General features: G+C 60.2%; 19 protein-coding genes. 8 read left to right on the forward strand and 11 right to left on the reverse strand.

Translation table 11 applies throughout. The features are described 5' to 3' along the window. Positions 1-81: 81 nt before the first annotated feature. Genes EJA71_RS06980 through EJA71_RS06995 form a run of 4 tightly spaced genes read right to left on the reverse strand, consistent with a single transcriptional unit; the run spans position 82 to position 4,935 of the window. A complete protein-coding gene (locus EJA71_RS06980) occupies positions 82-918 on the reverse strand; it encodes a class I SAM-dependent methyltransferase (protein WP_158955451.1) in 837 nt (278 codons plus the stop codon). Then, positions 912-2,066 carry an acyltransferase gene (locus tag EJA71_RS06985; protein ID WP_158955453.1) on the reverse strand — a complete coding sequence of 385 codons (1,155 nt, stop codon included), beginning with the start codon at positions 2,064-2,066 and terminating at the stop codon, positions 912-914. The genes EJA71_RS06980 and EJA71_RS06985 overlap by 7 nt, the downstream gene beginning before the upstream one ends. Further along, entirely contained in the window at positions 2,063-3,364 is a 1,302-nt protein-coding gene (locus EJA71_RS06990) for a glycosyltransferase (RefSeq protein WP_158955455.1), read from the reverse strand. The genes EJA71_RS06985 and EJA71_RS06990 overlap by 4 nt, the downstream gene beginning before the upstream one ends. Beyond that, a complete protein-coding gene (locus EJA71_RS06995) occupies positions 3,358-4,935 on the reverse strand; it encodes a glycosyltransferase family 4 protein (protein WP_158955457.1) in 1,578 nt (525 codons plus the stop codon). Before EJA71_RS06995 ends, EJA71_RS06990 begins: the two co-directional genes overlap by 7 nt. A 426-nt stretch (positions 4,936-5,361) precedes the next feature. On the opposite strand from EJA71_RS06995, the gene EJA71_RS07000 reads away from it, so the two are divergent. From EJA71_RS07000 to EJA71_RS07035, 8 genes are read left to right on the forward strand one after another with little or no spacing between them, the layout of a single operon-like run. After that, positions 5,362-6,276, forward strand: a complete 915-nt coding sequence (locus tag EJA71_RS07000) for a GDP-mannose 4,6-dehydratase (protein WP_158955459.1) — start codon at positions 5,362-5,364, stop codon at positions 6,274-6,276. Next, positions 6,273-7,244 carry a GDP-mannose 4,6-dehydratase gene (gene gmd / locus EJA71_RS07005; protein ID WP_105704732.1) on the forward strand — a complete coding sequence of 324 codons (972 nt, stop codon included), beginning with the start codon at positions 6,273-6,275 and terminating at the stop codon, positions 7,242-7,244. Before EJA71_RS07000 ends, gmd begins: the two co-directional genes overlap by 4 nt. A gap of 3 nt (positions 7,245-7,247) precedes the next feature. Continuing rightward, on the forward strand, positions 7,248-8,690 hold the full coding sequence (locus EJA71_RS07010) for a mannose-1-phosphate guanylyltransferase/mannose-6-phosphate isomerase (RefSeq protein WP_158955461.1): 1,443 nt from the start codon (positions 7,248-7,250) through the stop codon (positions 8,688-8,690). Further along, positions 8,691-9,488, forward strand: coding sequence for an ABC transporter permease (locus EJA71_RS07015; RefSeq protein WP_158955463.1), 798 nt, complete (start codon positions 8,691-8,693; stop codon positions 9,486-9,488). Next, positions 9,488-10,741 (forward strand): ABC transporter ATP-binding protein, encoded by a 1,254-nt coding sequence (locus tag EJA71_RS07020; RefSeq protein WP_158955465.1) that lies wholly within the window; start codon positions 9,488-9,490, stop codon positions 10,739-10,741. Before EJA71_RS07015 ends, EJA71_RS07020 begins: the two co-directional genes overlap by 1 nt. After that, positions 10,738-12,105 carry a glycosyltransferase family 1 protein gene (locus tag EJA71_RS07025; protein ID WP_158955467.1) on the forward strand — a complete coding sequence of 456 codons (1,368 nt, stop codon included), beginning with the start codon at positions 10,738-10,740 and terminating at the stop codon, positions 12,103-12,105. Before EJA71_RS07020 ends, EJA71_RS07025 begins: the two co-directional genes overlap by 4 nt. Further along, the gene (locus EJA71_RS07030; RefSeq protein WP_158955469.1) at positions 12,089-13,219 is read left to right on the forward strand and encodes a glycosyltransferase family 1 protein; all 1,131 of its coding nucleotides are present in this window, start codon (positions 12,089-12,091) and stop codon (positions 13,217-13,219) included. Before EJA71_RS07025 ends, EJA71_RS07030 begins: the two co-directional genes overlap by 17 nt. Next, on the forward strand, positions 13,220-14,350 hold the full coding sequence (locus EJA71_RS07035; protein WP_158955471.1) for a glycosyltransferase family 4 protein: 1,131 nt from the start codon (positions 13,220-13,222) through the stop codon (positions 14,348-14,350). Positions 14,351-14,467: 117 nt separating this feature from the next. Here the strand turns inward: EJA71_RS07035 and EJA71_RS07040 are convergent, their stop codons facing one another. The 7 genes from EJA71_RS07040 to glmU form a co-directional block, all read right to left on the reverse strand. After that, positions 14,468-16,498 carry a pyridoxamine 5'-phosphate oxidase family protein gene (locus EJA71_RS07040; RefSeq protein WP_158955473.1) on the reverse strand — a complete coding sequence of 677 codons (2,031 nt, stop codon included), beginning with the start codon at positions 16,496-16,498 and terminating at the stop codon, positions 14,468-14,470. A 45-nt stretch (positions 16,499-16,543) separates the two neighbouring features. After that, positions 16,544-17,170, reverse strand: a complete 627-nt coding sequence (locus EJA71_RS07045; protein ID WP_158955475.1) for a glutathione S-transferase family protein — start codon at positions 17,168-17,170, stop codon at positions 16,544-16,546. A gap of 105 nt (positions 17,171-17,275) precedes the next feature. Further along, complete coding sequence (locus tag EJA71_RS07050; protein ID WP_158955477.1) at positions 17,276-18,202, reverse strand: LysR family transcriptional regulator; 927 nt, start codon at positions 18,200-18,202, stop codon at positions 17,276-17,278. 11 nt (positions 18,203-18,213) lie between these two features. Further along, positions 18,214-19,413 carry a Fic family protein gene (locus EJA71_RS07055; RefSeq protein ID WP_256671504.1) on the reverse strand — a complete coding sequence of 400 codons (1,200 nt, stop codon included), beginning with the start codon at positions 19,411-19,413 and terminating at the stop codon, positions 18,214-18,216. 206 nt (positions 19,414-19,619) lie between these two features. Next, on the reverse strand, positions 19,620-21,452 hold the full coding sequence (glmS, locus tag EJA71_RS07060) for a glutamine--fructose-6-phosphate transaminase (isomerizing) (RefSeq protein WP_158955479.1): 1,833 nt from the start codon (positions 21,450-21,452) through the stop codon (positions 19,620-19,622). A 2-nt stretch (positions 21,453-21,454) separates the two neighbouring features. Further along, positions 21,455-22,231, reverse strand: coding sequence for a DeoR/GlpR family DNA-binding transcription regulator (locus EJA71_RS07065; RefSeq protein ID WP_158955481.1), 777 nt, complete (start codon positions 22,229-22,231; stop codon positions 21,455-21,457). A 161-nt stretch (positions 22,232-22,392) separates the two neighbouring features. Next, positions 22,393-23,760: a bifunctional UDP-N-acetylglucosamine diphosphorylase/glucosamine-1-phosphate N-acetyltransferase GlmU gene (glmU, locus tag EJA71_RS07070; RefSeq protein WP_158955483.1), complete on the reverse strand. Its 1,368-nt coding sequence runs from the start codon at positions 23,758-23,760 to the stop codon at positions 22,393-22,395. Positions 23,761-23,792: the final 32 nt, after the last annotated feature.

A 23,792-nucleotide genomic window follows, 5' to 3' on the forward strand; every position in this document is an offset into this window, starting at 1 on the left:
AGCTGTCGAGTGAAACGAGGCTGCGATCTTTTGATCTTGTTTTTAGAATCAAGATCAAAAGATCGCAGCGTGCCGCAGCTCCTACAGAGGTGTCGCGGGTTTACGGGCGATGATCACCTGGCTTTTCGCGACAACGGCATCCAGCGCCTGCTTGATCTGCGCGCCACGCGGCGAACTCAGCACCGCTTGCCAGGTATCGGCCCAGTGATTGAGCAGCGGGTGATCCGGGTTGCTGAAATCGACCTTGGCTTCCCAGAACAGCAGCATCCACATCGACCAGTAGAAACCGTACTGGCTGTGGCTGATGATCTCCAGCCCCGCCTCGCTGACCATCGCCTTGAACTGCTCTTCGCTGATGATGCGAATGTGGTTGGGCTTCTGGAAGTACTCGGCAGCGGCGATGTCTTTTTGCAGGTCTTCGGAGCTTGGGTGCGGCACGCTGAGCAAATACAGCGCGCCGGGTTTGCCCACGCGCACCAGCTCCGCGAGAAATTGCGCCGGATCATCGACGTGTTCGATGACTTCGGTGGAGACCACACGCGTCGCCGTGGCATCGGCAATCGGCAGCGGATTGCAGTCGGTGACGTGGCATTCGACCTCCCGCGCCGGCGTGTCGCTGAGCCGCTGGCGGGTTGCTTCGACCTTGGCGCCGTCGATGTCGGCGATGATGATCTTCGCCCCACGCATGCCGCAGAAATGCACATTGCCGCCGTCGCCGCAGCCGACATCGAGCAGCGTATCGTCGGCGCTCACCGGAAAGTCTTTGAACAGCTCGCCGGTTTCCTGGTTGAACCAGCCACTGAGCATCGCATCGTGCAGGCCGAGCATGTATGGATCGGTCTTCTCGGCAGTCGCGACAGGCTGCGCGGGGGCCGGTGCAGGCGTGCCCGCCGTGAGTTTCTTCAAAAGGCTCAGCATGAGGTGGCTCCAGAGGATGGGACGGCGGTTCGCGAAGTACCGAGGCGTTTGACCAGCGCGGCGCCGCGATTGCGCATGGGCATTTCGATGAAGCGATAATTCAGTTCACTGAGCAGCACGATCAAACCGAACGCCAGCAACAGCGTGAGGATCGGGTGCCCGGCCGGGCTCGGCAGGCCGGCGGTTTGCAAGCGGAAAATCAGTTCGCGCACCAGTTGATAGGCCGGAATATGGATCAGGTAGATGCCATAGGAGCGGCTGCCAATCCAGGCCAGCACACGCTGAACGCCACCGGCCGGCATCAGGTAATCGCGGTTGTACGAAGCAATCCACACCAGCAACGCGCTGAGCACGGCGATCACGCCGATGCGGTAATTGACGAAGGTAAAACGGTCGGTAGCCATGTAGCTCATGAATACGCCGATCACTACCAGCGCCGCAATCCCCGCCCACGGGCGTCGCAAGAACGTCGGCTGCCAGCGCTGATAGCTCGGCTGTGCGCTCCACATGGCGAGCAACACGCCGAGGGCCAGCGCATCGGTGCGCACCACCATCAGCAGCGGCGTGCGCAAGGTGAACAATTGCACCGCGACCAGCGCCAGCAGCGCCCAGACCAGATGCTTGCGGCACAGCACAATCAGTAGCGGGAACAGCAGGTAAAACTGCTCCTCCAGCGACAGGCTCCAATAGACGAAACTGCTGCCGTATTCGTAGTGAAAGAAGCTGTCGGCAAAGCGGAAGTTGGCGTACTGGAACACTCCCGCCAATGTCGCTTGCAGGTTGGCGGACAGCGTACCGAATGCCCCGGAACGATTGACGAACAGGCACGCCAGCAACATCAGCGCCAGCCACAACCACGCAGAAGGCAAGAGTCGAAAAGCCCTGCGCAGCCAGAAATTGCGCGTCTGCTGCCAGTATTCCTGCCGCGTGGTGCAGCCTTGCAGTGCCGGGATCAGGCTGCGAGCAATCACAAAACCGGAGATGGCGAAGAACAGATCGACGCCCCACCAGGGCTGCGCCCAGGCATGGATTTTTTCCAGCAAGGGCACCGCGTCAGTGAACAGGCTGCCCTGCAGGTGATGGAACAGCACGCCCAGTACCGCAATGGCGCGCAGGACTTCAATGTCCATGATCCGTCGGCTGTTCATGCTTGAGGTGTTTCCACGAGGGTCGCGTTGAGTTCGAGCAACTGCGCGAAGAACACCTGCAAACGCTGCTCGGCCACCGCTTGGCTGCAGAATCCTTGCAGGCTATGGACGGCTTGCGCCGACATCTGTGCGTAACGCTCAGGGTGATTTTTCGCCACGTCGTAACTGGCCTGATAGGCCTGGCACAACGACGCCCAGTTGGTCACATACCGTAAGGTACGGAAGGCCTTGCGCGGGTCGTGGGGCCAGGCGGTGAGTTCGTCGGTGGACTCGATCAGGAACGCGTTTTCGGCGCTCAGGTAATCGATCATCGCCGTAGTACGCGGAGCCACCGCCGGTTTGCCGCAGGACATGAACTCCATCAGCGGCAGGCACTGGCCTTCGCCGTAGGAAGTGTTCACCACGTAGCGGGTCGCTTGCACCAGTCGCTCGTAATCGGGGTCGGCGAGATAGCCGTAGATCAGCACGATGCGGCAGCGATAGGACTGGTTCTTGTACAGGTGATGGAGGATGTCACCGAGGGCTTCTTCGGCATCGTGATGGGTAAGCTTGAGCACCAGCGTAGCGTCGTCGACGTCGCGAAAACTCACGCAGAAGGCACTGAGCATGTCTTCCCAGTTCTTGCGCCCATCGCCGGGGTTGAACACCGAGGTGTACACCACACCGTCGAGCAGCAGTTCCTGTTCGGTGATCGGTGCGGCGAAATCGATGCCTTTGCCACAGCGCAGATGTTCCGGGCCGAACGCATTCAGGTCGAGGGTTCGGCTGTCGGCGACCAGCCCCTTGATCTTCAGGCGGAACGACTCGCCCGGCGCCTGCCCCTGCAACTGCGCGCCCCGTGCAGCGAAGCGATCCCACACTGGCGCAGGCACGGCGACGATCGGGTAATCAGCGCCCATCGCCTCACGCACGGCGTTGACGGTGTAGCTGGAATGAGTGATCGCCGCGCCACAGGCCCGCAGCACAGTACGCCAGTCATTGCGCGGTTCACCGGCGAAGGCTTCGTTGGGGATGGTGCTGAATTCCCAGGCAAACACCGGCAACGTCGGACAGGCCAGATGCACCGGGGTGCGATGCGGCGGCGAGAACGACAGAAACACGCAAGGCTCGCCCCGGCTCAGGCATTCCCGGTACAGCGCATCGACCTCGCGCTGCGGATCAACGACTTCCACCACCCGCCCGAGACGTTCGAGCACCGGCCGGTATTCCTTGAGCACGAAGTAATAGCTGTACTCCGAACGCCCGAGATTCTGCGCGATGGTGTGCTGGTTGGTTTCCGAATGGATGATGATCAGCATGAGGCGTTGTCCGTCACTGGCGCGGCATCGGTGGTGTTCGGTGCCAGCCCGAAAAAGTCCGACATGCGCGTTTGCACCGGAGCAAAGGCGCAGTAGTCGTGCATGCGCTGTACCGCGGCGGCCGACATCCGCTGGTAGTCCTGCGGTTGTGCCTTGGCCACCCGGTAGCTCTGCTCGTAGGCGTTTTTCAGCGAACCCCAGTCCGGACGGTAACGCAGGGTGCGGTAAACGATCCGCGTGTCCTGCGGCCAGATCGTCAGCTCCTCGCTGGACTTGACCACGAACGCCACCGACTCATCGATGTAGTCTTCCATCGCGGTGTGATCCGGTGCGATCACCGGTTTGCCGCTGGACATGAACTCCATCAACGGCAGACACAACCCTTCGCAGCGCGAAGCGTTGACATAGAAACTCGCGGCTTCATAGAGCTTCGCGTACTGCGCATCGTCGAGGTAACCGTGCATCACCACCACCCGGCAGGCGAACGGCGTGAGCTGCGCGAGCAACGTCATCATTTCGCTGTAGTAGGACGCCAGATCGTTCTGGGTGATTTTCAACACCAGTGTCGCGTCGGGGATTTCACGAAACGCCCAGCAGAATGCGGTGATCAATTGGTGCCAGTTCTTGCGGCCATCCTTGGGATTGAACACGGTGACGTAGATCACACCGTCGACCCGGGTTTCGACCACCGCGGTGGTGTCCGGCAGGTCCAGCGGCGGCGGTTCGATCACCGGCAGCGGTTGCGGACCGCAAATGGCCGGCAGGCGTTGTTCGAGCCAGCCGTGCAGGTTCTCCGAAAACAGATCGCGCAGGCCTTCCCAATACCAGTTGTGCAGAAACTTCACGCGCGGCACCGGCTCTGCCTGCTCACGCCCCAAGTCCAGCGCCCACAAGCGCAGGTAATGCCGGGCAATCACCAGACGTCGCTTGAATGTCAGCGGTGGCGGGCGCGCAGCTTCGAGTTCGGCCGCCAGCGCGGCCTCCTCTTCAGCCGTCAACGGCGGTGGGATCAACGCATCAGCCGACAGTCCCAGCGTGCGTGAATCAAAAATGCAGCCCTTGATCGCCAGCGTCGCGCCCGGGTTGATCGGCGCAGGTACATGCTGCTGACGAATGGCGGCGAAGTTCTCCCACAGCGGCGTCGGCAGCACCAACACCGGAAAGTCTTCGCCCATGGCGCGGCGAATGGCGCGGGCGGTGTGGCTCGACAGGGTGATCACGCGGCCCTGGCGGGCGAGCATCTGCGTCCAGTCCTGACGCGGATCGTTGTCCCACTGCTCATCGGGGATCGAATCGAACTCCCACGCCACCACGCAAATCGTCGGGCATTGCAGATCGAGCGGGGTTTTCTGCGGTGGCGTGAAGGACAGGAACACACTGTCTTCGCCGGCGGCGAGCAGTTGTTGGTAAAGCGCATCGACTTCGGCGGTGGACGCGACCACATGTACACGCCCAAGGCTTTCCAGCACCGGTCGATAGGCCTTGAGCACGAAGTAATAGCTGTATTCCGGACGCCCCAGGCTCTGGCTGATGGAGCTGTCGTTGACGTCCGAGTAGAGAATGAAATTCATGGCATCCCACGATGAAACTGCCGTCCTGGCAACTTCATGCTATGACGGTCAAGCCTCGGATCGAGTCGGCAGTGCCGTTCTCACCCTGGGTCCTGGAGCACGTCTTCGTTCTTGTTTTAGTGGTCGGTTTCACCCTGCGCCGCGCTCCCGTAATCAACCATCGGGGGATCGCGACGAGGGGCATTCTAAACACATCCGTTGAGGATTCGTGAACCGTCCGACGAGAAAAATCGGGCTACGCTGACGAGAACTGACCGGTCACGGTTGGACCTGTTGAAATTGCCGCGCAATTGGCACAGATTGGCAACCAAACAACTACAACAATGACTTCGCCTGCTGTCCTCCCGGTTTTTTCCACCGGTCTGACAGACTTCCCCTCAAAGCCTGTGGGAAAGTGGCGTAAGTTCAAGACCAAGGGGTCGCTGTTTGAAAAAGCGTCTGTTCGTCACGGGTCTCAGTGGATTCGTGGGACACCATATTCAGTCTCGTCTGGCGTCGCCTGATTCGTCGTGGGAGCTGCTGCCTGCCGCTACGCCCTACGACCTGACAGAGCCGGACAGCCTCATCAATGTGTGGCCGCAATTGCCCGATGCCGTCATTCATCTGGCCGGGCAGACCTTCGTCCCCGAAGCCTTTCGCGATCCGGCGCGGACCCTCGAGATCAATCTGCTCGGCACCCTCAATCTGTTGCAAGCGCTGAAGGCGCGTGGTTTTCAGGGCACCTTTCTCTACGTCAGCTCGGGCGACGTCTACGGCCAGGTCGGCGAAAATGACTTGCCGATCACCGAACAACAACCGCCCTGCCCGCGCAATCCTTACGCGGTGAGCAAACTGTCCGCCGAGTTTCTCAGCCTGCAATGGGGCTTGAGCGAAGGCTGGCCGGTGCTGGTCGCGCGACCGTTCAATCACATCGGTACTGGGCAGAAAGACAGCTTTGTCATCGCCAGCGCCGCACGCCAGATCAGCCGGATCAAGCAAGGTCTGCAAGCGCCGCAACTGGAAGTCGGTGACATCGACGTGACACGCGATTTTCTCGATGTCGGCGATGTCGTCTCAGCCTACTTCGCGCTGCTGGAAAAAGGCACGCCGGGACAGGTTTACAACATTTGCTCGGGCCGCGAGCAAAGCATCCGCAGCCTGATCGAACAGCTGGGCGATCTGGCCGAAGTCGAGATGCAACTGGTTCAGGATCCGGCACGCCTGCGTCGCGCCGATCAGCGCCGCGTTTGCGGCAGCCACGCAAGACTGGCGAAAACCACAGGATGGACGCCAGAAATCACCACACAACAATCCCTGCGGGCGATCCTGTCCGACTGGGAGATGCGAGTACGACAAGAATGACAAAAAGTGCACTGATCACAGGGATCACCGGCCAGGACGGCGCATATCTGGCCAAGTTGCTGCTCGACAAGGGCTACAAGGTCCACGGTCTGGTCGCACGGCGCAGCAGCGATTCGCGCTGGCGCCTGCGCGAGATGGGCGTCGAAGCCGACATCGTCTACCTCGACGGTGACATGGCCGATGCCTGCTCGGTGCAGCGCGCGGTCATCAAGTCAGCGCCGGACGAGGTGTATAACCTCGCCGCGCAAAGTTTCGTCGCCGCCTCCTGGGATCAACCGGTAACCACCGGCATCGTCGACGGTCTGGGCGTTACCCACCTGCTCGAAGCGATCCGCCAGTTCAGTCCGCACACGCGCTTTTATCAGGCCTCGACCAGCGAAATGTTCGGTTTGATCCAGGCCGAGCAACAGGACGAGAACACACCGTTCTACCCGCGCAGCCCTTACGGGGTGGCCAAGCTGTACGGTCACTGGATCACCGTCAACTACCGCGAAAGCTTCAACCTGCACGCCAGCAGCGGCATTCTTTTCAACCACGAATCGCCACTGCGCGGCATCGAGTTCGTGACCCGCAAGGTCACCGACGCCGCCGCCCGCATCAAGCAGGGCAAACAGCACGAACTGGCCCTGGGCAACATCGACGCCAAACGCGATTGGGGTTTTGCCGGCGATTACGTCGAAGCCATGTGGCTGATGCTGCAACAGGACAAGCCTGACGATTTCGTGGTCGCCACCGGCGTCACCACCACGGTGCGCGAAATGTGCCGCATCGCCTTCGATCACGTCGGCCTCAACTACCGCGATTACGTGAAGATCGACCCGGCGTTTTTCCGCCCGGCCGAAGTCGAAGTGCTGCTCGGCAATCCGGCCAAGGCCCAGCGCGTGCTGGGCTGGAAGCCGAAAACCGACCTGGATACCTTGATCCGCATGATGATGGATGCGGACATGAAACGCGTCGCCAAGGAGTAGGCCATGCTGATCCCCGTGATTCTGTCCGGCGGTGCCGGCACCCGTTTGTGGCCGGTGTCCCGCGAGGGCCATCCCAAGCCGTTCATGACCCTGCCCGACGGCCAGTCGCTGCTCGGCAAGACCTACCAGCGTGCCGCCGCGTTGCTCGACGGCTGGGGCGACATTGTCACGGTGACCAACCGCGAATATTACTTCCAGAGCAAGGATCACTATTGCGCCGCCCACGTGTCGCGCCATCGCGGGCACTTCCTGCTGGAGCCGACCGGACGCAACACCGCCCCGGCGATTGCTGCAGCGGCGTTGTCGCTGCAAGCGCTGCACGGTGATGACGCGATCATGGTGGTGATGCCCGCAGACCATTTGATCGTCAATCAGGACGCGCTGAAAACAGCGGTCGAGCACGCAGTCAACCTGGCGAAAGATGGTTACCTGGTGACCTTCGGGGTGATCCCGACCGCGCCGGAAACCGGCTTCGGCTACATCGAGACCGGCGCACCGCTCGACGCCAAAGGTGCGGCCAAGGTGCAGCGTTTCGTCGAGAAGCCTGACCTGCAAACCGCTACGCATTATCTGGAGAGCGGCAACTTCCTGTGGAATTCGGGGATGTTCTGCTTCACCACGGCGACCGTGATTGCCGAGCTGCAATTGCACGCGCCCGAACTGCTCGAACAGACCCGCGCCTGCATGCAAGCCAGCGCTCCGGTGGAAACCGTCGGTTGTCTGCAACAGGAACTGTCGCCGGCGCTGTTCGCGGAAATCACCGACATTTCCATCGACTACGCCTTGATGGAGCGCTCGGAAAAAGTCGTCGTGGTGCCCGCCGGATTCGATTGGAGCGACATCGGTTCGTGGGGTGCCGTTGCGGCGCTGGTGCCGGCCGATGCCGACAACAACCGCGCCAGCGGCGAAGCGATTTTCATCGACAGCCACAACAACTTCGTCCAGAGCGAAGGTCGTCTGGTGGCGACGGTAGGTGTGGATAACCTGATCGTGGTCGACACCGCCGACGCCGTGCTGGTGGCCCACGCCGACCGCGCCCAGGATGTGCGCCGGGTGGCCAAGCAACTCAAGGACAAATCCCACGAAGCCTATCGCCTGCACCGTACGGTCAGCCGGCCGTGGGGCACCTACACCGTTCTGGAAGAAGGCCCGCGCTTCAAGATCAAGCGCATCGTGGTCAAACCCGGCGGCAAGTTGTCCCTGCAAATGCACCATCACCGCAACGAACACTGGGTGGTGGTCGAAGGCATGGCCAAGGTCACCAACAACGGCACCGGTACGCACCTGGTGGCCAAGAACGAATCGACGTTCATCGCCGCCGGCCACAAGCATCGCCTGGAAAACCCCGGCGTGATCGATCTGGTGATCATCGAAGTGCAAAGCGGCGAATACCTGGGAGAGGACGATATCGTCCGCTTCGAAGATCATTACGGCAGGACGGTTTGAATGCTGCTTTCCCTGTATCGCTCGCTGCGCAGCTACCGTGGATTCATCCTCGGTAGCGTGCAACGAGAGTTTCAATCGCGTTATCGCAATTCGCTGTTCGGCGCCCTGTGGCCAATCTTCAATCCGCTGTCGATGATTGTTGTGTACACAGTGATTTTCTCGCACATCATGCGCGCACGCCTGCCGGGTGTGGACGACAGCATGGCTTACAGCGTTTACCTCTGCGCCGGCCTGCTGGCGTGGGGGCTGTTCTCCGAAATCACCCTGCGCAGCCAGACGATGTTTCTCGATAACGCGAATCTGCTGAAGAAAATCAGCTTCCCGCGGATCTGTCTGCCGGTGATCGTGCTGATCAACTCCGGGATCAACTTTGCGATCATCATCGCGCTGTTTCTGGGCTTCCTGCTGGTGACCGGACGCTGGCCGGGCATGGTCTTGCTGGCGCTGCTGCCGCTGGTCGCGCTGCAAATGATGTTTTGCGCCGGGCTGGGCATGGTGCTGGGTGTGCTGAATGTGTTCTTCCGCGATGTCGGCCAGCTTTTCGCGATCTGCCTGCAATTCTGGTTCTGGCTGACACCGATCGTTTACCCGATCACGATCCTGCCGGAATGGGTGCAACGTCTGTTGCAGCTCAATCCCCTGACCAACCTGTTCAGCAGTTATCAGAACCTGTTCCTCTACGGTCAGTGGCCGGTCTGGAGTTCGCTGCTGCCGATCTTCGTCACCGGCATCGTGTTCTGCCTGATCGGGCTGCGCCTGTTTCGTCAACGCGTCGGCGAAATGGTGGATGAACTCTGATGGGCCATATTCGTGTCACAGGGCTGAGCAAGGCCTATAAACAATACCCCAACCGCTGGGCCCGCCTGGCCGAGTGGCTGATTCCCTTTTCGCCCATTCGTCATCACCAGCACTGGGTGCTGCGCGATGTCGAGTTCGAAATCGCCCCCGGTGAAGCGGTGGGCATCGTCGGCGCCAACGGTGCCGGCAAAAGTACCTTGTTGAAGATGATCACCGGCACCACCCAGCCCACTGGCGGCAAGATCGAACTCGAAGGCCGAGTCGCGGCGCTGCTGGAGCTGGGCATGGGTTTTCATGCCGACTTCACCGGGCGCCAGAACGCAATCATGGCCGGGCAGTTGCTGGGCATGCAGCTCGAAGAAATCGAAGCGCTGATGCCCGAGATCGAACACTTCGCCGAAATCGGTGAAGCCATCGATCACCCGGTGCGCACCTATTCCAGCGGCATGCAGATGCGCCTGGCGTTCAGTGTGGCCACCGCGCGGCGCCCGGACATTCTGATCGTCGACGAAGCGCTGTCAGTGGGCGATGCCTATTTCCAGCACAAGAGCTTCGAGCGCATCCGCAGCTTCCGCAAGGCCGGCACCACCCTGTTGATCGTGTCCCATGACCGCTCGGCGATTCAGTCGATCTGCGATTCGGCGATCCTGCTCAAGGACGGCCGCATGGCCATGTACGGCAAACCCGAAGCCGTGCTCGATTACTACAACGCCCTGATGGCCGAGCGCGAAGGCCAGGTCGTGCGTCAGGAAATGCTCGCCGGGGGCGAAGTCCAGACTGTGTCCGGCACAGGCGAAGCGGCGATCCTCGGCGTGCGCATGCTCGACGAAAACGAGCGCAGCATCGACGCCGCCGAAGTTGGCCAATCAGTGGTCCTGGAGGTACAGGTTGAAGTGCGCAAGGACATCGAACGCCTGGTGCTGGGCTTCATCCTCAAGGATCGCCTGGGCCAGATGATGTACGGCATCAACACCCACCGACAGAACAAAGCCCTCACCGATCTGCACGCCGGCGAACGCTTTACCTACCGCTTCGCCTTCGTCATGGGCTTGGGCAAAGGCAACTATTCGGTGTCGCTGAGCCTGTCGCGTCTGGACTCGCATCTGGATCGCAACTTCGAGTGGCGCGACTACGGCATGGTGTTCCACGTCATCAACAATCGCCACGAGGATTTCGTCGGCTGCTCATGGCTCAACGCCCAGACAACGATCACGCGGCAAACCGATGTCACGCCTGTCGAGCGCACGCCATGACCCGCTTGCTGGTGGAATGCACGCATGTGTTCAAGCACCCAAAGGTCAACTCGGGCATCCAGCGCGTGGTGCGCAACGTCATCAAGCAATTACCTGCGAGTGCCGAAGGCGTCGAATGCATGCCGGTGATTCTGCTCAATGGGCAACTCTATCGCGTGCAGCGCCTGGCACCGTTGGACACCCCGTTGCTCAATGCCCTGGCGACGTTCAGCGAACGCCTGCAACGCTTGGCACATCGATTCTGGCAATGGCACCAGCGCCTCGACACCACGATCACCGTGAAACTGGCGCGGCGCGTTGTGTATGTCGCCTACCGCCTGATCTCGTTCGGCGTATTCGGTTTACCGCTGCGCTTGATGGGTGCCATCAATCACACTCAACTGCTTAAACGTTGCTCACCGCTGCAGCATCAGCCCGGCGATCAACTGGTGCTGCTGGATTCGTCCTGGCACTCGGATTTCTTTGCCCACGCCGAACAACTCAAACGCGACGGCGTCGGCCTGATTGCGGTGATCTACGACCTGATTCCGCTGACCCATCCGCAGTTCTACGACACACGGCTGGTGCAGGTTTTCAGCGAATGGTTCGACTGGATCACCCGCACCGCCGACGGCTACATGGCGATTTCCGCCACCGTGCGTGATCAGGTACGCGAGGAACTGCAACGGCGCATCGGTCCCGCACTGGCGGAAAAGCACTGGTTCGATTTCTTCCACCTCGGCTCCGAACTGGATCTGCACAACAGCGACGCCAGCGTCGAGCCGCGCCTGCGCCAACTGTTCGCAACGCCTGAGCCGGTGTTCCTGATGGTCAGCACCATCGAGCCGCGCAAGAATCACAGTTATCTGCTCGACGCCTTCGAACGCGCCTGGGCCGCCGGTTCGAACGCGCGGTTGTGCATCGCCGGGCGCATCGGCTGGAAGTGCGACGCCTTGCTTGAGCGGGTGCGCAACCACCCCGAGCTGAATCAACGCTTGTTCATGTTCAATGATCTAAGCGACACCAGCCTCGAACATGCTTATGCCCACGCCAGTGCACTGGTGTTTCCGTCGTTCGTCGAAGGCTTCGGCCTGCCACTGGTCGAAGCCATGCAACGTGGCTTGCCGGCGATGGGCAGCGACATCGCGGTGTTCCGCGAGATCGGCGGCGAATTCATGGCGTATTTCGATTTGCAGGATCCACAAAGCCTTGCCGATCTGATCAACGCTTTCGAAAACAGCGGCCAGTTCCCCGCCGCCCGCGATGTCGCGGACTGGGCCTGGATCGGCTGGCGCGAAGCCAGCGAGCAATTGGCCGAACGCAGTGTGCGTCATGTCCTTGAAGCGCCAGCGGCGCAAGCGAGGCAGCATGCGCATTGCCCTTAACGCCCGAATCCTGCTGGCGCCACGCACCGGCATCGGCCATTACGTCGCCGAACTGGTCAACGCGTTGCGCAGCGAAACCGATGTCGAGGTCACGCTGTTCCACGGCTGGGGCTGGAGTTCGGCGTTGCCGGAAGCGGCGATGCCCGGGTATTCGCGCCTGACCCCGCTGCTGCGGCAGATTCCTGGGGCCTATCAGGCACGACGTTGGCTGGAGCAAAGACGTTTCGATCAGGGCAGCGCACAAGGTATCGACCTCTATCACGAGCCGAGTCTGTGGCCGCTGGCCTTCAACGGCCCGACCGTGATTACCCTGCACGACCTGACGCACCTGCATTTCCCCGACACCCAGCCGCCGGCGCGGCTCAAGGAAATCGAGCGGCGCCTGGCCATCGGCGTAGAGCAGGCGCGGCTGATCCTGACTGACTCCCAAGCCATTGCCGACGAGGCGCAAGCCTATTTTGGTCTGCCTGCCGAGCGCTTTGTCGTGGCGCCGTTGGGCGTGGCGGAGCGCTTCCATCCGCGTGAACCGCAAACCATCGACGCGGTACTCAAGGCGCACGCCGTTGAGTTCCGGGAGTACTTTCTGTGTGTCGGCACCCTCGAACCGCGCAAGAATCTCGGCTTGGCCCTGCGTGCGCATGCCTTGTTGCCGGATGCCGTGCGCCAGCGCTTTCCTTTGTTGATCGTCGGTATGGCGGGCTGGGAGCGCGAACAGTTCAGCGAACCCTTGCGTCAGGCCTTGGCGAGCGGGCATGTGTGTCTGCTCGGTTATCTGCCGGACGAACAAGTGGCGCAACTGCTGGCCGGTGCCCGAGCGCTGATTTTCCCCTCGCTGTACGAAGGTTTTGGCCTGCCGGTGCTGGAGGCGATGGCCAGCGGCACGCCGGTGGTCATTACCCGCTCTTCAGCCATGCCGGAAGTGGCGGGGCCAGCGGGCAACTATATTGAAGCTGACGATGCAGACGGCTTGCGTGATGCGATGAGCCGGTTGATCGACGATCAAGCACATTGGCAGGCATGCCGAGAGGCCGGATTGCAGCAGGCACGGCTTTTTTCCTGGGAGCGTTGTGCACAGGCCACGGCCAGTGCCTACCGCCAGGCTATGGGAGGTTGAATGCGCGTACTTCATTTCTTCAAGACTTACCTGCCCGACTCGGTCGGCGGCATCGAACAAGTGATCTTCCAGCTGTGCGAGAGCGGCGCCAAACATGGCATCGACGGCCAAGTCCTGACCCTCAGCGCCGACCCGAACCCGGCTGTGGTGCAACTCGGTCACCACGAAGTGCACCGCGCCAAACTGGATATTCAGTTCGCTTCCACCGGATTTTCCTGGAGCGTGTTCAAGCAGTTTCGCGAGATGGCCGCTGAAGCCGACGTGGTCAACTACCACTTCCCGTGGCCGTTCATGGATCTGGTGCATTTCGCCAATGCCATGGGCAAACCGAGCGTGGTCACTTACCACTCGGACATCATTCGCCAGAAGCACCTGCTCAAACTCTATCGCCCCCTGATGAACCGCTTCCTCGCCAGCGCCGACCGCATCGTCGCGGCATCGCCGAACTACCTGCATACCAGCGATGTGTTGCAGCAGTTTCAGGACAAGACCCGGGTCATTCCGTATGGATTGAACAAGGCAGGTTATCCACAGGCCGATCGCGAGCGCATGAACCGTTGGCGGCAGCAGCTTGGGGATAAGTTTTTCCTGTTTGTCGGGGTGATGCGTTATTACAAGGGCCTGCACATTCTGCTCGATGCCTTGAAGGACGTGGACTACCCGGTGGTGATCGTCGGCGCCGGACCGCTTGAACAGGAACTGCATGCCCAGGCAGCAGCGCTGGGGCTGCGCAACATTCATTTCCTCGGACGACTGGGCGATGAAGACAAAGTCGCGCTGTTGCAACTGAGCTACGCGATTGTCTTCCCTTCGCACCTGCGTTCCGAAGCCTTCGGTATTTCGCTGCTTGAGGGCGCGATGTACGGCAAACCGATGATCTCCAGCGAAATCGGCACCGGCACCAGTTACATCAATATCCACAACGAAACCGGACTGGTCGTGCCGCCGAGTCATCCACAGGCGTTTCGCGAGGCGATGCGCACGCTGTGGGACGATCCGGTGCGTGCTGCGGCGATGGGTGTGAAGGCTGAGGCGCGATATCGGCAGTTATTCACCGCCGACGAGATGGGCCGCAAGTGGACGGAGTTGTATCAGGAACTGCTCGAAGAAAAATCTCTGTCCTACGCCTGATGAGGCTTAACCACATCTCCCTGTAGGAGCTGCCGCAGGCTGCGATCTTTTGATCTTGCGTTTATAGAATCAAAATCAAAAGATCGCAGCCTGCGGCAGCTCCTACAGGGGGGCTCGTTACAGGTCCAAAACCAATGGCTGGCTACTCTGCGCCGGCACCGCGCAACAAATCAGCACATGCCCCGCCTCCGGCATATCCGCAGGCACCTGTGGATAATTCACCGCACCGCTGACCAGTCGGGTCTTGCAGGTGCCGCAGGACCCGCCCCGGCAACTGAACTCCGGACGTAATCCACGACTTTCCGCCAGTTCCAGCAAACTGCCGCCATCCGGCTGCCAGCGCGCCTCTTTCGCCGAGCGTTCGAACACCACCGGCACCGACGTCGTGGCGGCGGGCGGTTGTTCGATGACGATGGCGTCCGGGTCGGCCTGACGTTTCAGGGTCGAAGGGCCAAAGGTTTCCGCATGAATCTGCGCATCACGCACATCCAGTTCGCGCAGGATGTCGTACAGCCCCTGGGTAAAACCACCGGGACCGCAGAGAACAAAATCCAGCTGGTCGAAATCCTCGGCATCCAGCAGGTTTCTCAGCACCGTGCCGTCAATTCGGCCCAGCAGATCAAAATCCTCGCCCTCATGCAGATCCGCTTCCGGTTGGCTGAGCAAACGCAGGACGCGTACAGAATCGCCTGACGTTTCGAGCAACCGGTCCAGCTCCTTGCGAAACGGCTGATCCGCCAGACTGCGCGAACTCTGCAGCAATAGCGTCGGACGAATCCCCCGCGTGCGTAAACCTTGGTACACCACCTCGCGCAGCATCGACAGCAACGGCGTGATTCCCACACCGGCCGCCAACAGCACCAAAGGTCGGTGCTCCAGCGGTGCCACGGTGAAATGCCCTTGCGGCGCCCGCGCTTCCAGCACATCGCCAATGCGAATCTGCTCATGCAGGTGCGACGAAATCAAACCTTCGCGCTTGACGCTGATCCGGTAGAAACCATCCGATGGCGCGCTCGACAGGCTGTAAGTGCGGATATGCACCTCGCCATCGATCGTGAAACGCAGCGGCAAATGCTGGCCCGCGAGAAACACCGGCAAACCGGCACCATCGGCGGGCTCCAGATAGATGGAACGGATGCTGCGACTTTCTTCCTCAATCTTCGCCACCCGCAGCGGTCGCCATTGGTTGCCCAGGGCCTGCGCCTGCAAGCGTGCGCTCGCCTCGGCCCAGTTGCCGGTCAACAGACTGGTCGGCGACATGCCGTCGAAGCGCCAGCGCAACGCCAACGCTGCCGGGCGCCGCACCAGTTGCTCCACCTCGAAAGTCCACAACCGTTCAGCCCCTTGAAACGCTTCGATCTGTGGGTCGTCGAGAAGGATCTCGGTGCGCCCGCTGAGTTGCAGCACATCGCCTGTGGAAAAGTCGATGAACAGCAATCCGGCCTTGGGATTGAGCAGCAGATTGCCGAGGGTATTGAAATGCAGATTGCCGGCGAAATCGGGGATGGTCAGACGATTGCCGTCCACCCGAACGAAACCGGCCTGACCACCGCGATGGGAAACATCCACCGCGCGCTCGCCGTCGGTATCAACATAGCTGGCGACAAAGAACGTATCGGCCCCGCTGATCAGCGCCGTGGCCGCAGCATCGAGCGCGTTCAGATGCTCAGCCGGCCGAGTGTGTGGATCCGTCAGCGGCACCCGCTGAAACTGCCGTAATTGAATATATTGCGGGCAATTGCCAAAGGCCTGATCCACGCTGACGTCAAAACCCTGCGCGCTGAGATTGCCAACATGACCATTGAGGCGATTGCGCCGGCGTGTGTGCAACTCAATGCCGAGCAAACCGATCGGCTCGCCATTGCGCAGTTGCGCCGGGTCGTCCGCTGCGACCTGACTGGCGAAGTGCAGATGTTCGGGATCGGGCGAATGGGCAAACCCCGGTACGCCTTCGAGCACACTGGCCCACGGCCTACCATCCGCATCGACTGCGCCGTACAGCAGGAAAGGCAATTGCTGATAGAACTCACGGTGCTGGTCCGGCATCCAGGTGCGAATTACCTTACGCCCGAAAGCTTCCATGCGTTCGGCGACGCCGACATGGGCCTGTAACTGTTGCTCGCCAGCGTGCCACGGTGAACGTTCCATCACGACCTCTCCCCCGCACCAGCGGCGCAGTGTGGATTGCGAAAATCAGGCAGTAGTTTGCAGGCCAGCGACAGTGCGCGGCATGCCGACAAAACCAGGCAAGGCTTCGACCCGGGCGAGCCAGGCGCGAACGTTGCCGTACTCATCCAGCGAGACGTTGCCTTCCGGCGCATGAGCGATATAACTGTAGGCGGAAACGTCGGCAATGCTCGGCTCGTCGCTGGCCAGATACGCGGTTTTGCCCAATTCGACGTCCATCACTTTGAGCAGGTTGTGTGCACGGGTAATCGCCTCTTCAGCATTCAGCTGTGCGCCAAATACGGTAACCAAGCGCGCGGCAGCGGGACCGAAAGCAATCGGCCCGGCAGCGGCGGACAACCAGCGCTGCACATGCGCTGCACCGACCGGGTCAGCAGGCAACCAACGACCGTTGCCGTATTTCTGCGCCAGGTACACCAGAATCGCGTTGGAATCGGCCAGTACCACGCCGCCGTCATCGATTGCCGGCACCTGACCGAAGCTGTTGATGGCCAGATACGCGGGCTGCTTGTGCTCACCTTTCGCCAGATCGACGAAGATCAGCTCGGTCGGCAATTGCAGCAGTGACAGCATCAACTCGACGCGATGAGCATGGCCGGAACGCGGGAAGTTGTAGAGTTTAATCGCTTGCATGGTCGACTCCGCTGAACAGGGGCGCCGCTGCGGGAGTGAGAGCGCCGATGCAGGCCATCATCTACTCACTTGGAAAAGAACAGAATCACCAGTAAATGCAATCGATTATTTCATCTCATGCAATAAAGCTGCATTTTTCAACGCGGGATGTTCGCGTAGAGCCGTTACCGTGAAGTCAACAAAGCTGCGGATCCGCGCCGGGGCCTTGCGCCCTCCCTGATACACCACGTGGATTGGCAGTGGCGGCAGTTCGAATTCAGCGAGGACGATTTCCAGCTCACCGGACGCAATTTTGCTCGCTACTTGATAGGACAACACCCGGGTCAAACCCAGGCCCATACAAGCCGCGGTAATGGCTGCCTGATTGGCGGTCACGATCAGGCGCGGCTCAGGGCGCACGCTGAGCGGTTCGCCCGCGTCGAGAAACGGCCATGTGCGTTGCTGACCGATCGCTGAAGTGGCCACCACCGGTGCTCCGGCCAATGCCAGCGGATGAACCGGCCGACCGTACTTGGCGAAGTAGACCGGCGAACCGCAGATAACCCGTCGAACCTCGCCAACCCGAATCGCGTGCTGATTACTGTCCGCCAGGTCACCGATGCGCACCGCCACATCAACGCCCTCTTCAACCATGTTGACGATGCGATCGACCAACACCGCATTGATCGTGACATCGGGATACTGCGACAGATAATCGGCCATCACCGGCGTGACGAACAAATCACCGAACAACACAGGCGCCGTCACCGTCAATTGCCCACGCGGCTGCGCATGACTGCCCGCAGCGGAATCCTCGGCTTCCTGCACCTCAGCGAGGATCCTGCGACAATCCTCCAGATAACGCTGCCCCGCTTCGCTCAAATGCACGCTGCGCGTTGTCCGAATCAGCAACTGCGTGCCGATGCGCAACTCCAGCGCCGCCACTGCGCGCGTGACGCTGGCCGCTGACAAACCCAGACGCCGCGCCGCCGCCGAGAAACCTTGCTCTTGGGCGACGGTGGTAAAGATGTGCATTTCCTGGAAGCGGTCCATCCATCAACTCCCTAATTCGCAGCGATCATTCGTTGATGCAAGTCCGGAAATAGAAGCTGTGCAAACCACACGGGCAACCCTGGATAAAGATCTCGGGCTTTAGGCGTGGCACTTTCCACGAGTCCAAGCTGCACGAGACTTCTAAGTTGATCAGTCGCGACCCGGTCAGACAGCCCGGTGAATATCTTGAAATCCGCCCGACTCAACACGCCCTGAGTTAGCAGAATATGCAACGCCCGGGCTGATTCTGGCTTGAGTCCTGCCCTTTTAACGCGCTCATCCCAAGCAAAAATTGTATGAAGTCTTTCACGCATGTTGGAGACGTTCAGTGCCTGCTCGGTATAGCGCATCTGATCCAGACAGGTTTCCAGCATGAACCCGACAAATTCGAAAAGTCCGGCTTGGGTGAGTTGGCCACGCCCATCCAGATCACCGCGACGCGATTTGTCCGCATTGGCCAAACGCGCGTAATAAGTATCCTGCTGGCGAGCAAGGCCTCGGGATAACGACCACAAGGGCGATACAAGTCCCAATTTCTGCAGTTGCAGGTGGGTGATCAGCCTGCCGGTGCGACCGTTTCCATCAACGAAAGGATGCACCCAAGCTAATCGATGATGATAAGCCATGACCGCGAGCAAGCGGCTTCGTGCATCGGGCAAGCGGCCGTAGACCTGCTGCATACGATTGAGCATCGGTGTTACGGATTGACTGGAGGGCGCGGCATGATTACCGACGAGAACTTCCTGGGCCGCGACATCACGAAGTTGGCCAGGTACCAATCGACTTGCGTCGCTCAAATGCAATTGGTCGCCGCTGGCCCCCTGAAACAGACGCTTATGTACCCGGGAAACAAATGCGCTGCTGAACATCGCCTCCCAAGGCAGTTTATCGTGCAGTGACAGTGCTCTTTCAAAGGCTTGCTGTGTACCGATATGCGTCACCGCCAATTCAGTCAGCTCTTTGGAATTACGTCTGGGAGCTGTCGGCGCAAGCGTTACGGGCTCGGTAAATTGGCCCTCAATCAAATTGCTGTAAAAGCTGCTGGTGACTCGCAGCAATCCACCCACTCGCCGAACCATTTGCGGAGCAACTATTGCGCTAAGTTTTCCTGCCTGAAATGGCACTTGCTCTGCCAATTGCAGAATTTCACTGGGAAATGTCGGAAGCAGCGGCTCCAGCCAATGATTCCCCAAGATAGCTTCAGCGCTCATTCGACCTCCAAGATTCGCGGATTTTTTCGCGGATTTCAGAGTACGCCACAACCCCCGGTTTACCTAGCTATAGGTGATGTAGGAATAGTCGGAAGTTCGAGTAGTACGCGGATTTATTTGCGGATTTTTTGAAGATAAATAGCGAGAGTTTGAAGCCTAAAAAGCAACGCAGGAGCAAGAAAATTCTCGCCCCTGCGTAAGACCAATTACTCCACCGTCACCGACTTCGCCAGGTTACGCGGTTGATCCACGTCCGTGCCCTTGAGCACAGCCACGTAGTACGACAGCAATTGCAGCGGGATCGTGTAGAGGATCGGCGAGAGGATGTCGTGGATGTGCGGCATCTGCACGACGTGGGTGCCTTCGCCGTTGGTCATCCCGGCTTTCTCGTCGGCAAACACGATCAGTTCGCCGCCACGGGCGCGGACTTCCTGCAGGTTGGATTTGAGTTTTTCCAGCAGTTCGTTGTTCGGCGCAACGGTAACCACTGGCATGTCGTTATCCACAAGCGCCAACGGGCCGTGCTTCAGTTCGCCGGCCGGGTAGGCTTCAGCGTGGATGTAGGAGATCTCCTTGAGTTTCAAGGCGCCTTCCATCGCGACCGGGAATTGCGCGCCACGGCCGAGGAACAGGGTGTGGTTTTTCTCGGCGAACAGCTCGGCGATTTTTTCCACGGTGCTGTCCATGGCCAAGGCTTCGCCGAGGCGGGTCGGCAGCCGGCGCAGTTCTTCGACCAAAGTGGCTTCAACGCCTTTGGCCAACGTGCCGCGAACCTGACCCAGCGACAGGGTCAGCAGCAGCAAGCCGACCAGTTGCGTGGTGAACGCTTTGGTCGACGCGACGCCGATTTCGCGGCCGGCCTGGGTCAGCAGGGTCAGGTCGGATTCACGCACCAGCGAGCTGATGCCGACGTTGCAGATCGCCAGGCTGGCGAGGAACCCCAGCTCCTTGGCGTTGCGCAGGGCGGCCAGGGTGTCGGCGGTTTCACCGGACTGCGAGATGGTCACGAACAGGGTGTCCGGCTGCACCACGACTTTGCGGTAGCGGAATTCGCTGGCGACTTCGACCTGGCACGGGATGCCGGCCAGTTCTTCCAGCCAATAACGCGCGACCATACCGGCGTGGTAGCTGGTGCCGCAGGCGACGATCTGCACGTTTCGCACTTTGGCGAACAGCTCGGCGGCTTGTGGGCCGAAGGCTTGAACCAATACTTGATCGTTGCTCAGGCGACCTTCAAGGGTGCGCTGCACAACGGCTGGTTGCTCGTGGATTTCCTTGAGCATGTAGTGACGGAATTCACCTTTATCGGCAGCTTCGGCACCGTCGGTGTACTGCACGGTCTGGCGCTCGACAGCGTTGCCGCTCACGTCCCAGATCTGCACGTTATCGCGGCGAATTTCGGCGATATCGCCTTCTTCCAGGTACATGAAGCGGTCGGTCACCTGACGCAGGGCCAGTTGGTCGGACGCGAGGAAGTTCTCGCCCAGGCCCAGACCGATTACCAGCGGGCTGCCACTGCGGGCGGCGACCAGACGATCCGGTTGCTTGGCGTTGATCACGGCCAAACCATAAGCGCCGTGCAGTTCTTTGACGGTGGCTTTGAGTGCGACGGTCAGATCAGCCTGATCTTTGAGTTTATGGTTGAGCAGGTGAGCGATGACCTCGGTGTCGGTGTCCGAGGTGAACACGTAACCCAGCGACTTCAGTTGCTCACGCAGGGCTTCGTGGTTCTCGATGATGCCGTTGTGCACGACAGCGATATCGCCGGAGAAATGCGGGTGGGCGTTGCGCTCGCACGGTGCGCCGTGGGTGGCCCAACGGGTGTGGGCAATACCGAGACGACCCACCAGCGGGTGCTCGGCCAACGCGGCTTCGAGCTCGCTGACCTTGCCCGGGCGGCGCATGCGCTCAAGGGTTTCGTCGTTGGTGTACACCGCCACACCGGCGCTGTCGTAGCCGCGGTATTCGAGGCGCTTGAGGCCCTCGAGCAGGATGGCAGTGATGTTACGTTCTGCAACTGCGCCGACAATTCCACACATGCTTATTTCTCCTGACTGACAGCCGCGCAAATCACGGTGATACCGCGGGCCTGTATCTGATCGCGTGCATCATTGGGCAGGCGATCATCGGTAATGAGGGTATGGACGCTGCTCCACGGCAGTTCCAGATTGGGAATCTTGCGACCGATCTTGTCGGCCTCGACCATGACGATGACTTCCCGCGCCACGTCAGCCATGACCCGGCTCAAACCGAGCAGCTCATTGAAGGTCGTGGTGCCGCGTACCAGATCGATGCCATCGGCGCCAATGAACAACTGGTCGAAGTCGTAAGAGCGTAGTACTTGCTCGGCGACCTGGCCCTGAAAGGATTCCGAATGCGGATCCCAGGTGCCACCGGTCATCAACAGCACCGGCTCGTGCTCGAGCTCGCTCAACGCGTTGGCGACGTGCAGGGAATTGGTCATCACCACCAGACCCGGCTGTTGACCGAGTTCGGGGATCATTGCGGCGGTGGTGCTGCCGCTGTCGATGATGATTCGTGCGTGTTCGCGGATACGCTTAACCGCCGCACGGGCAATCGCCTGTTTGTATTTGGAAATGCTCTGCGCGGTTTCCGCGACCAGTTCCTGCGGCATGGTGATCGCCCCGCCGTAACGGCGCAGCAGCAGACCATGGCTTTCAAGCGCGGCGAGATCCTTGCGAATCGTAACTTCAGAGGTTTCGAAGCGCTTGGCTAGCGCGTCCACACTGACTTCTCCCTGCTCATTGAGCAAGGCGAGGATGTTGTGACGGCGCTGCGGCGTGTTGCGTTTCGACATGGTGACTTAAGTTTCGATTCGAAAGATAACGGAAGCAATCAAAACCTATCGGGTCTAAATCGTCAACCCATTGTCCATAAAAAAATCGCAACCACCGACAATCCCTGTAGGAGCTGCCGAAGGCTGCGATCTTATGATCTTGAAAAGTCGCTGTGGATAACTCAGCCCTTCTTGATTTTCTCCGGCCGCTTCCAGCCGTCGATGTTCTTCTGTCGCGCGCGACCGACCGCCAACTGCGCGTTATCCACATTCTGCGTGATGGTCGAACCGGCCGCTGTGGTTGCACCGTCAGAGATATCCACAGGCGCAACCAACGAATTGTTGGAGCCGATGAACACATCGGCACCCAGCACGGTTTTCCATTTGTTGGCGCCATCATAGTTACAAGTGATGGTGCCCGCCCCGATGTTGGTGCGCGCACCGATTTCGGCGTCGCCCAGATAGGTCAGGTGACCGGCCTTGGCGCCCTCGCCCATGTGCGCGTTCTTCAGTTCAACGAAGTTACCCACATGTGCGCGTGCTTCAAGCACGGTGCCCGGACGCAGACGTGCAAACGGACCGGCGTCACTGCCTTCACCCAACACAGCGCCTTCAATATGGCTGTTGGCCTTGATCACCACGCCTTTGCGCAGGGTGCTGTCCTTGATCACGCAGTTCGGGCCGATCACCACGTCATCTTCGATGACCACGTTGCCTTCGAGGATCACGTTGATATCGATCAGCACATCGCGACCCACGGTGACCTCGCCACGCACATCGAAGCGCGCCGGATCACGCAGCGTCACGCCCTGCGCCATCAAACGACGGCCAGCGCGCAACTGGTAATGACGCTCCAGCTCGGACAGTTGCTTGCGATCATTGGCGCCCTGCACTTCCATCGCATCGTGGGGTTGCTCGGTGGCCACCACCAGACCATCGCTGACCGCCATTTCGATGACGTCGGTCAGGTAATACTCGCCCTGAGCATTGTTGTTCGACAGACGGCTCATCCAGTCGGCCAAGTGCTTGGCCGGCACGGCGAGGATGCCGGTGTTGCCTTCGGTGATGGCGCGCTGCGCTTCACTGGCATCTTTATGCTCGACGATTGCCGCGACCTTGCCGTCAGCATCGCGAACAATGCGGCCGTAACCGGTCGGGTCATCCAGCTCAACGGTGAGCAAGCCCATTTGCCCGGGAACGACTTGCTTGAGCAGGCGTTGCAGGGTTTCGACCTCGATCAGCGGTACGTCACCGTAAAGGATCAACACCGTGTCGGCGGTAATGAACGGAACAGCCTGGGCGGTGGCGTGGCCGGTGCCCAGTTGTTTGTCCTGCAGCACGAAGTTCAGATCATCGGCCGCCAGGCGCTCACGCACCACGTCGGCACCATGGCCGATTACGACGTGAATGCGTTGTGGATCGAGTTGGCGGGCGCTGTGGATAACATGGCCCAGCATGGAGTTGCCGGCAATCGGGTGCAGCACCTTCGGCAGGGCCGAACGCATACGAGTGCCTTGACCGGCCGCGAGGATAACGATTTCAAGAGACATGACTGGCTACCAATCCTGGGTGGTCAGCAACT

Origin of the sequence: Pseudomonas sp. PB106 (assembly GCF_009764645.1) — a bacterium.
GTDB lineage: Bacteria > Pseudomonadota > Gammaproteobacteria > Pseudomonadales > Pseudomonadaceae > Aquipseudomonas.

Excerpts from the sequence above, each read along its gene's own strand:
- EJA71_RS07040 (WP_158955473.1), bottom strand. The coding sequence starts at position 16,498 with ATGGAACGTTCACCGTGGCACGCTGGCGAGCAACAGTTACAGGCCCAT.
- EJA71_RS07020 (WP_158955465.1), top strand. The coding sequence starts at position 9,488 with ATGGGCCATATTCGTGTCACAGGGCTGAGCAAGGCCTATAAACAATAC.
- glmS (WP_158955479.1), bottom strand. The coding sequence starts at position 21,452 with ATGTGTGGAATTGTCGGCGCAGTTGCAGAACGTAACATCACTGCCATC.
- EJA71_RS07050 (WP_158955477.1), bottom strand. The coding sequence starts at position 18,202 with ATGGACCGCTTCCAGGAAATGCACATCTTTACCACCGTCGCCCAAGAG.
- EJA71_RS06980 (WP_158955451.1), bottom strand. The coding sequence starts at position 918 with ATGCTGAGCCTTTTGAAGAAACTCACGGCGGGCACGCCTGCACCGGCC.
- EJA71_RS06995 (WP_158955457.1), bottom strand. The coding sequence starts at position 4,935 with ATGAATTTCATTCTCTACTCGGACGTCAACGACAGCTCCATCAGCCAG.
- EJA71_RS07010 (WP_158955461.1), top strand. The coding sequence starts at position 7,248 with ATGCTGATCCCCGTGATTCTGTCCGGCGGTGCCGGCACCCGTTTGTGG.
- EJA71_RS07055 (WP_256671504.1), bottom strand. The coding sequence starts at position 19,413 with ATGAGCGCTGAAGCTATCTTGGGGAATCATTGGCTGGAGCCGCTGCTT.
- EJA71_RS07065 (WP_158955481.1), bottom strand. The coding sequence starts at position 22,231 with ATGTCGAAACGCAACACGCCGCAGCGCCGTCACAACATCCTCGCCTTG.
- EJA71_RS06990 (WP_158955455.1), bottom strand. The coding sequence starts at position 3,364 with ATGCTGATCATCATCCATTCGGAAACCAACCAGCACACCATCGCGCAG.
- EJA71_RS07015 (WP_158955463.1), top strand. The coding sequence starts at position 8,691 with ATGCTGCTTTCCCTGTATCGCTCGCTGCGCAGCTACCGTGGATTCATC.
- glmU (WP_158955483.1), bottom strand. The coding sequence starts at position 23,760 with ATGTCTCTTGAAATCGTTATCCTCGCGGCCGGTCAAGGCACTCGTATG.
- gmd (WP_105704732.1), top strand. The coding sequence starts at position 6,273 with ATGACAAAAAGTGCACTGATCACAGGGATCACCGGCCAGGACGGCGCA.
- EJA71_RS07045 (WP_158955475.1), bottom strand. The coding sequence starts at position 17,170 with ATGCAAGCGATTAAACTCTACAACTTCCCGCGTTCCGGCCATGCTCAT.
- EJA71_RS07030 (WP_158955469.1), top strand. The coding sequence starts at position 12,089 with ATGCGCATTGCCCTTAACGCCCGAATCCTGCTGGCGCCACGCACCGGC.
- EJA71_RS06985 (WP_158955453.1), bottom strand. The coding sequence starts at position 2,066 with ATGAACAGCCGACGGATCATGGACATTGAAGTCCTGCGCGCCATTGCG.
- EJA71_RS07025 (WP_158955467.1), top strand. The coding sequence starts at position 10,738 with ATGACCCGCTTGCTGGTGGAATGCACGCATGTGTTCAAGCACCCAAAG.
- EJA71_RS07035 (WP_158955471.1), top strand. The coding sequence starts at position 13,220 with ATGCGCGTACTTCATTTCTTCAAGACTTACCTGCCCGACTCGGTCGGC.